The organism is Micropruina sp., from assembly GCF_047606365.1.
In the GTDB taxonomy this organism is placed as follows: Bacteria; Actinomycetota; Actinomycetes; order Propionibacteriales; family Propionibacteriaceae; genus Micropruina.
Genome location: NZ_JASGEN010000093.1, coordinates 44,930 through 52,361, shown reverse-complemented (window position 1 = coordinate 52,361; position 7,432 = coordinate 44,930). Strand labels below are relative to the sequence as shown.

Annotated in this window: 8 protein-coding genes and 1 tRNA gene; 3 read left to right on the top strand and 6 right to left on the bottom strand. The window is 67.1% G+C overall.

Annotated elements, in window-relative coordinates:
• Positions 1-562: 562 nt before the first annotated feature.
• Together QM624_RS10765 and folE are read right to left on the bottom strand one after the other, a co-directional pair.
• Entirely contained in the window at positions 563-1,756 is a 1,194-nt protein-coding gene (locus tag QM624_RS10765; protein WP_415091612.1) for an NAD(P)/FAD-dependent oxidoreductase, read from the bottom strand.
• A complete protein-coding gene (gene folE, locus QM624_RS10760; protein ID WP_415091618.1) occupies positions 1,756-2,373 on the bottom strand; it encodes a GTP cyclohydrolase I in 618 nt (205 codons plus the stop codon). The genes QM624_RS10765 and folE overlap by 1 nt, the downstream gene beginning before the upstream one ends.
• Positions 2,374-2,508: 135 nt before the next feature.
• Between folE and QM624_RS10755 the strand changes: the two genes are divergently transcribed.
• Together QM624_RS10755 and QM624_RS10750 are read left to right on the top strand one after the other, a co-directional pair.
• The gene (locus QM624_RS10755) at positions 2,509-3,192 is read left to right on the top strand and encodes a helix-turn-helix transcriptional regulator (RefSeq protein ID WP_415091610.1); all 684 of its coding nucleotides are present in this window, start codon (positions 2,509-2,511) and stop codon (positions 3,190-3,192) included.
• 185 nt (positions 3,193-3,377) lie between these two features.
• Positions 3,378-3,713: a YdeI/OmpD-associated family protein gene (locus QM624_RS10750; protein WP_415091608.1), complete on the top strand. Its 336-nt coding sequence runs from the start codon at positions 3,378-3,380 to the stop codon at positions 3,711-3,713.
• 7 nt (positions 3,714-3,720) lie between these two features.
• Here the strand turns inward: QM624_RS10750 and QM624_RS10745 are convergent, their stop codons facing one another.
• From QM624_RS10745 to QM624_RS10730, 4 genes are all read right to left on the bottom strand, one after another.
• Entirely contained in the window at positions 3,721-4,614 is an 894-nt protein-coding gene (locus tag QM624_RS10745; RefSeq protein WP_415091606.1) for a restriction endonuclease, read from the bottom strand.
• Positions 4,615-4,698: 84 nt separating this feature from the next.
• The gene (locus QM624_RS10740; protein WP_415091604.1) at positions 4,699-5,118 is read right to left on the bottom strand and encodes a type II toxin-antitoxin system VapC family toxin; all 420 of its coding nucleotides are present in this window, start codon (positions 5,116-5,118) and stop codon (positions 4,699-4,701) included.
• An 8-nt stretch (positions 5,119-5,126) separates the two neighbouring features.
• Positions 5,127-5,354 carry a FitA-like ribbon-helix-helix domain-containing protein gene (locus QM624_RS10735; protein ID WP_415091602.1) on the bottom strand — a complete coding sequence of 76 codons (228 nt, stop codon included), beginning with the start codon at positions 5,352-5,354 and terminating at the stop codon, positions 5,127-5,129.
• Positions 5,355-5,675: 321 nt separating this feature from the next.
• A tRNA-Met gene (locus QM624_RS10730) sits at positions 5,676-5,752 on the bottom strand.
• Positions 5,753-5,898: 146 nt separating this feature from the next.
• Between QM624_RS10730 and QM624_RS10725 the strand changes: the two genes are divergently transcribed.
• Entirely contained in the window at positions 5,899-7,422 is a 1,524-nt protein-coding gene (locus QM624_RS10725; protein ID WP_415091600.1) for an ABC transporter substrate-binding protein, read from the top strand.
• The last annotated feature ends 10 nt before the right edge of the window (positions 7,423-7,432 follow it).

Genomic DNA, 7,432 nt, shown 5'->3' with positions numbered 1-7,432 from the left:
CTGCTGGGTTCCGGGCGGGGGGCGGGGCTGTCGCTGGGCTCTGGGGGCTTCGGTTCGGAGGGTTCGGAGCTGGGGCTGGTGGATCGCTCGGGCTTCGGGTCATCGGGGACGGTTACGGTGGGTCGCGGGCTGGCTTCACAGCTCGGTGCGCAGGGTTCGTCGCTGGGGTCGGCGAAGGCCATCGGTGCCGCGAGCAGGGTCGCAGCCAGCACCGCCGCCACTCCCCATCCGGCGGCGCGCGACCATCGGCCGAGCAGACCCCTCATGTAACCCCCCCAAGGCTCACTAAGTTCCAGAGTACTCAGCAGATCCTCGGCTTGTCTTCATGATCATTTCGGGTTTCACCTATTCGGGGACGAATTCTGTCGACGAACGCTCCGTTATCCGGCTGCCAGGGTCTCCTCTCGTCCCCACCGAACGCCTCCGTCATGTCCGGCAAACCGCCCTGTCACCCCGGTGAACTCACCTGGTGGACTCACTCGTCACCCCGGTGAACTCACCCGGCGACCCAGTGAGCTCACCCGTCATCCCGGCGAACGCCGGATCTCCGACCTCCTCGCGATCAGCTTTCCTCCGGACGCGGCAGCGGCACCGATTCGTCGCGCAGGGCGTCCAGATTCTCGGGCGTGGTGCCGACCAGGAGTCGCAGGGAATCCGCGGCGTCCCAGTCGTTGAGGTGCAGCCCGGCGATCACCGTGCCGGCGCGCACCCAGAGTGCGACCAGGGTGAGGCTGGCCCGGTCGCCGCGCACGATCAGCTCGTCGTAGCCGTCGCGTCCGACATGACCGAGGTACTCCATGCCCAGGTCGTACTGGTCGCTGAAGAAGTAGGGCTGCCGGGTGTATGGCGCGGTGTCGCCGAGCACCGAACCGGCGACGTGCTTGCCCTGCTCGATGGCGTTGTCCCAGTGCTCGACGCGAATGCGGCCCAGGCTCGGATGATCATGGTTCGCCACGTCACCGGCCGCGAACACCGCGGGATCGGCACTCGCCAGCCGTGCGTCGACCAGGATGCCGTTGTCGGTGGCGAGCCCGGAGTTGGTGGCCAGTCCGTCGTCGGGCACGGCACCGATGCCGGCGACGATCAGGTCGGGTCGCACCCGGGTGCCGTCGGAGAGCAGCACCTCGGCACCCTCCACCCGCTCCACGCTCGTGCTGAGCCGCAGATCGACGCCGTGGCTGCGGTGCAGGTCGGCGAACAGCGGTGCCAACTCGGGACCCAGCACCCCCAGCAGCGGCCAGGCTGCGGTCTCGGCGATGGTCACCTCGCCACCCGCCTGACGGACCGCGGCCGCGATCTCCAGGCCGATCCAGCCGGCGCCGACGAGCAGCACGTGCCCGGCCAGCTCCTTCTTCAGGGCCAGGGAATCGTCCAGGGTGCGCAGGTAGCGGACCGGAACGGAGCCGGCCTCCAGTGCCGGCAGTCGCCGCGGCGTCGAGCCGGTGGCCAGGATCAACCGGTCGTAGGGCAGTTCCTCCGAACCCAGCTGCACTCGTTGGCGGTCGCGGTCCAGGCCAGTCACCCGGGTGCCGAGCCGCAGAGACACCTGGTGCTCGTCGTACCAGGCGCGGTCATGGACGAAGACCGAGTCGGGCTCGTCCGATCCGAGCAGCAGGCCCTTCGACAGCGGGGGTCGCTCATAGGGCAGGTGCGGCTCGGCGCCCACGAGGGCGAGGTCGCCGGTGTATCCGCGATCCCGCAGTTCGGCGACGGCGTTGGCGGCGGCCAGTCCGCCCCCGATCACGACGATGTTCATCATTGGCTCCTGGCGAGTGAGAGGAATTCCGCACGGCTACGGGCATCATCGCGCAGCCGTCCGAACAGTGCGGAGGTGACGGTGCGGGCACCGTCGACCAGGGCGCCGCGCAGGCTCATGCAGGTGTGCTCGGCCTCGATCACCACACCCACGCCGTACGGCTCGAGTTCGCGCTGCAGATGGTCGGCGATGCGTTTGGTGAGCCGTTCCTGGGTCTGCGGCTGCCGGCTGTGGAAGTCGGTCATCCGGGCGAACTTCGACAAGCCGAGAATCCGGTCGGCCGGCAGGTAGCCGATGTGCGCGACGCCGACGAACGGCAGCATGTGGTGCTCGCACAGCGACCGCACCGGAATGTTCTGCACCAGCACCAGTTCGTCGTAGCCCTCGGTGTTGGGAAAGCTGGTCAACTCGAAGTCGGACGCCGTGGTCAGCTCCGCGAGGGCGTGGGCCATCCGCCGGGGGGTGTCGACCAGGTTCACGTCCGTCAGGTCGAGACCGAGCGCCGTCAGCAGCGCTGCCGCAGCCTGCTCGGCGGCAGCCAAGTCGGCGGTGGGCCGGTCGGGCACGATTCTCGGACGCCACCCCGACCGTCGCGGCTGCTCACGCTCGGTGCCCATCGAAGGCTCTGCGGCGGTGGTCCGCAGCCCACTTCCCACGCCCATGGCGACCCTCTCGGTTCTAACACCAATGAACTTCGATATTAGAAGCTCCGAAACTCTTGTGTCAATGAAGTTCTGTTTTACGCTTTCCCCATGGACCTGGCGACGCAGGCCGCGGGCATCGGTGCCCTGGCCGACCCGACCCGGCGGCTGCTCTACGAGTACGTGGTGGCCCAGTCGGACCCGGTGGGGCGTGAACAAGCTGCTGCTGCGCTGAGCCTCGCCCCGCACAACGTGAACTTCCACCTCGACCGGTTGGTCGACGAGGGCCTTCTCGAGGTCGAGTACCGCCGGCTCAGCGGACGCACCGGTCCGGGCAGCGGACGTCCCAGCAAGCTGTACCGCCGGGGCGCCCGCGAGTTCGCGGTGTCGCTGCCACCCCGGCGCTACGAGCTGGCCGCCGACCTGCTGGCCGCCGCCGTCACCCGAGCAGGAGACGGAGTGCCCCTTGACCAGGCATTACGCGAGGTCGGCAGTGAAGAGGGCCGCGCGCTCGCCGCGGCTAGCGAGGTGCTGGACGCGGGGGAGCAGTTGGATCGCGTCTCGGTCGTCCTGGCGAGCCAGGGCTACGAGCCGATCCGCGAGGCGGACGTGGTCGCCCTCAACAACTGCCCCTTCGACGCCCTGGCCCACAAGCACACCGCACTGATCTGCGGCGTGAACCGCGACTTCGTCCAGGGTGTGGCGGACGGCCTGGGCTGCGACTCCGTCCGCGCCTGCCTCGAGCCCGGTATCGGACGCTGCTGTGTGACCCTGCGCAACCAGCCATCGTCCTGACAGCTACGTCATCGCTGCTCCCCGGCATCCCGGCGGTGACCGTCATCCGCGCAATCTCGTCATCCCGGCAAACGCCGGGATCTCCATCTGTCCCAGGTCATCCCGCACCCCGACGTCATCCAGCAACCCCGTCATCCCGGCGAACGCCGGGATCTCCGCCGGAAGTTCGCTCGTACCATCCAGCTATGCCCGACGAGCTCGAACGCAGGTCCTTCGCCTCCGTCACCGACCTGTGGGCCTGGCTGGAACAGAACCACCAGACCCACCCCGGTCTATGGGTCGTCCTTCAGAAGGCCGGCAGCCCAACGCCCTCAATCACCTTCCACGACCTGCTCGAGGCTGGCATCGCCTTCGGCTGGAGTGAGAGCACCCGCCGCGCGAACGACAAGACTTCTTACTTACAGAAGTTCGCCCCTCGCCGCGCCAAGGGCACCCGCTCGGCCCGGAACACCGCCATCGCCGAGCGCTTGGAGGCCGAGGGTCGGATGACCACCGCCGGACGGGCCGCACTCCGAGGTTGATCGGTGCTCAGAGGCTGTACACCGGGACGTAGGGATCGCCCTGGATGGACGCCGCCCGAACCTTGGCTCGCAGTGCTTCGGTGAGATCGAATCGGCCCTCGAGGATCCAGGCGAGGTCCCCTCCATCGAGCAGTACCAGTCTGTTTTCCTTCGCCTGCCGGTACCTGTCGACTGCCGTGGGCCGGAAGCCTGCCATCGAGATGAACATGCCGCGGGTGGCGTCGATGCGTCGTTCGACCTTGTCGGCGAATACTGCGAGGTCCGTGGCGACGGCGGCGTCCTCACGCCAGCGCACTTCGATGAGGTAGGTGAAGGAGTCGAGGGTGACTGCTCCGTCGATCTGGTCGGTCTCGGTCTTGTACGAGCCGTGGTAGTCGAGTTCGGCCCAGCGGAACAGGGCGGCGAGTAGCTTTTCGAGGTCGTAGCCGCGGCGTTGCCGGTCCGGATGGCTGTGCAGCGCCTGGAATCGGTCGTTGAGGGCGGCGAGTTGCTCTCGTTTCGAGGCTGATTCGGCTGCTGCGGTTGCGGCGGCCTGGCGCCGTTCGGCGCGAGCGAGATCTTCGGGGGAGACCAGCAGGTTCTCCTGCTGGGCCAGCCGGCGCAGTTCGTCGATGGCACGTTCACCAGCGGGAACGTCGGGCACGTTGGGGTCAGGCTTGTCGAGGTTGGCCAGCGCGGTGATGAGATTGTGCTGGACCTTGCGGCCCCGAGCCCCGGCGCGGTCAAGGTCGTCCCAGGTGCTGCGGAACATCTGGTACTTGGTCAGGTCGGCGTACCGCTCGGTCCCGTTCGCGCTGACCCCGCTGTTGCGCATCAGTCGCTTGAGGGAACTCTTGTAGTGCAGCGCCGACCCGGCCACCTGGACGGCAGCCTCGAAGACGGAGAGAGGTATCGGCTCCACGAGTCCATTCTCGCCGAAATCGCCGGCGATGGGGGATGGCTAGGGCGTCCGGTCTGCTGCCCCTCCGAGGAAGGCCATGTGTTGTTACCGGTTCTTCCCCCACGGATTGAGGCAGGCGACGTCGAGTGGTTCGAAGTGTCGGGTGTTGCGGGTGACGACCGTCATCTGCGCGGCGTGGGCGATGACGGCGATAAGTGCATCGTCGAGCGGAGCATGTTCAGGGACCCGATACCTGGCCAGGATCCGTGCGGCAGATAGGTCGAACGACAGGACGCGGTCCGCGAAGGCTGGAAGGACACGGTCCTCGAACCACCGGCGCAGAACCTCGCCCTGACGTGGGTCGGATCGTTCCTTGACGACCACGCCACGCTCAATCTCGGCCATGGTTGTAGCCGTCACGAACTGATCGGCGACGGGAATCGATGCTGTCCAGGCTTCGACCTGCGGGTTTCGTCCTCGGATTCGCAGTGCGGAGACCACGTTGGTATCCAACACGTATTGCATCGGCCGGATCACAGATCAGCAGTGCGAGCGGTCAGCCCGAGACGTGGGGGCTCAAACTCGATGTCGGCTCCCTCGTCTGTGCCGAGCAGGTCGACGAGGGTAACCGGCTCGCGCGCGAGGGCGTCAGCGAGGATCTCCCGCGCTTCGGCCTCGACGGACCGGCGATGCTGTTCGGCGCGCAACTTGAGAGACGCCTTGGTGCCCGCGGGAAGGTTGCGGATCAGTATCTGTTCCACTCTCTCACCTCCGATATCAGTCAGATGATATCAGACGTTGCGTCCAGGTAACTACGGATCCATGCGCCATCCACGACGGCGGCGTGCAGCATTCGAGGACGAGTGCTGGCGGCATGAGATCCCGGCGTTCGTCGGGATGACGGAGGGCGCGGCTATGGCATGAGGCCGGGCTGACGAGGACCAAGAGGGTGTCCGGTGAGAGCGCCGCCCGGATGGCGGTCCGTGACGTCCTGCGGGGGAGGGGACCAACGGGTGATGAGCGGCAGTGGGCAGACAAAAGAAGGCCCTCTGACCAATTTCACCTGGTCAGAGGGCCTTCGGTGGTAGCGGGGACAGGATTTGAACCTGTGACCTCTGGGTTATGAGCCCAGCGAGCTACCGAGCTGCTCCACCCCGCGTCGCAAGAACAACTATAGGGGAGTCCGGCGGCACACCCAAATCGGGCACCATCGGCGCCGACGTGCCGGTGAGATCGGGCCGGGGCCCTCGGCTAGACTTCCGGCGATCCGCCGCCCCGGCCGGGGGCAGCCTAGGAGGAGGACCGATGGTCTCCAGCACGACCGCTGCGACCGCCCCGCGCCGAGGATGGCGCTGGGCGGCACTGTTCGTCACTGTGGCATTGCTGTCGGCCTGTACCGGTCAGCCGTCGACGAACACCCAACCTCCCGCACACACCCTGGTGGTGGGCGCCACCCTCGAACCTCCGACCATGAACCCCAGCGCCTCGCCGGCCGCCTCGATTCCGCAGGTGCTGCTCTACAACGTCTACGAGACGCTGGTGAAGATGGACGCCGCGGGCGACCTCAAGCCGTGGCTGGCGCAGTCCTGGGACGTCAGCACGAACCGCTTGGTCTACACCTTCCAGCTCAACCCGGCGGCGCACTTCGCCAGCGGCAAGCCGGTGACCGCGCAGGCCGTGGTGACCAGCTTCAACCGAATCAAGACCGAACCGACCATCCAGGCCCCGCTGGTGGAGCAGATGGCGGTGGTGAAGTCCACCGAGGCGGTCGACGATCACACCGTCAAGGTCACCCTGAACCACCCGTCCAACTTGTGGCTCTACGACATCAGCTCGACCGCCGGCATCATCTACGATCCGGACGGCCTGGCCACCCTCGACACCACGCCGGCCGGTTCCGGACCCTTCGTGCTGCGCAGCTGGAACAAGGGCCAGAGCGTCGTGCTGACCGCCAACCCCTCCTACTGGGGGACGCCGCCGCGGCTCGACACGGTGACCTTCCGCTATCTCGACGCCAACGCCATGAACGCCGCGATGCTGTCCGGCGACATCGACGTGGTGTCCAACCTGCAGGCACCGGACGCGCTCGACCAGTTCAGCGACCCCAGCCGCTTCTCGGTGATCGAGGGCACCACCACCGGCGAGGTGGTGTTGGCGCTGAACAACGCCCGTCCGGCGTTCAAGGACGTCCGGGTACGTCGCGCGATCTCGATGGCGATCGACAGGAAGGCGCTGCTGGACACCGTCTGGAACGGCGAGGGGACGCTGATCGGCTCGATGGCGGTGCCGACCGACCCCTGGTACGAGGACCTGACCTCGATCAACGCCTACAACGTGGCCGGCGCCAAAAAGCTGCTCGGTGAGGCCAAGGTCAGCAACCTGTCGCTGAAGCTGCGGGTGCCGACCACCGCCTACGCCACCAAGAGCGCCCAGTTCGTGGAGAGCGCGTTGCGGCAGGTCGGCATCAAGGTAACCGTGGAGGAACTCGACTTCGCCACCTGGCTCAGCGACGTCCACAACGGCGGCAACTACGACATGTCGATCGTGGCCCACGTCGAGGCCCGTGACCTGCGCCGGTTCACCGACCCCAACTACTACTTCCACTACGACAACTCCACCTACGACAAGCAGTTCGAGGCTGCCGATGAGGCGCCCGCGGACGAGTTGGTGCCGCTGATGCGCAAGGCCGTCCGCACCCTCGCCCAGGACGCCGCCGCGGTTTGGCTGTTTGCGCTGCCCAACCTGGTGATCGCCAAGCCCACGGTGACCGGTATTCCGACGAACGCGGCCACGCTCAGCTTCGACCTGACCATGGTCTCCAACCGCTGAGGACGATTCC

Coding starts and splice junctions, on each gene's coding strand:
- QM624_RS10765 (WP_415091612.1), bottom strand. CDS start 1,756: ATGAACATCGTCGTGATCGGGGGCGGACTGGCCGCCGCCAACGCCGTC.
- folE (WP_415091618.1), bottom strand. CDS start 2,373: ATGGGCACCGAGCGTGAGCAGCCGCGACGGTCGGGGTGGCGTCCGAGA.
- QM624_RS10755 (WP_415091610.1), top strand. CDS start 2,509: ATGGACCTGGCGACGCAGGCCGCGGGCATCGGTGCCCTGGCCGACCCG.
- QM624_RS10750 (WP_415091608.1), top strand. CDS start 3,378: ATGCCCGACGAGCTCGAACGCAGGTCCTTCGCCTCCGTCACCGACCTG.
- QM624_RS10740 (WP_415091604.1), bottom strand. CDS start 5,118: ATGCAATACGTGTTGGATACCAACGTGGTCTCCGCACTGCGAATCCGA.
- QM624_RS10725 (WP_415091600.1), top strand. CDS start 5,899: ATGGTCTCCAGCACGACCGCTGCGACCGCCCCGCGCCGAGGATGGCGC.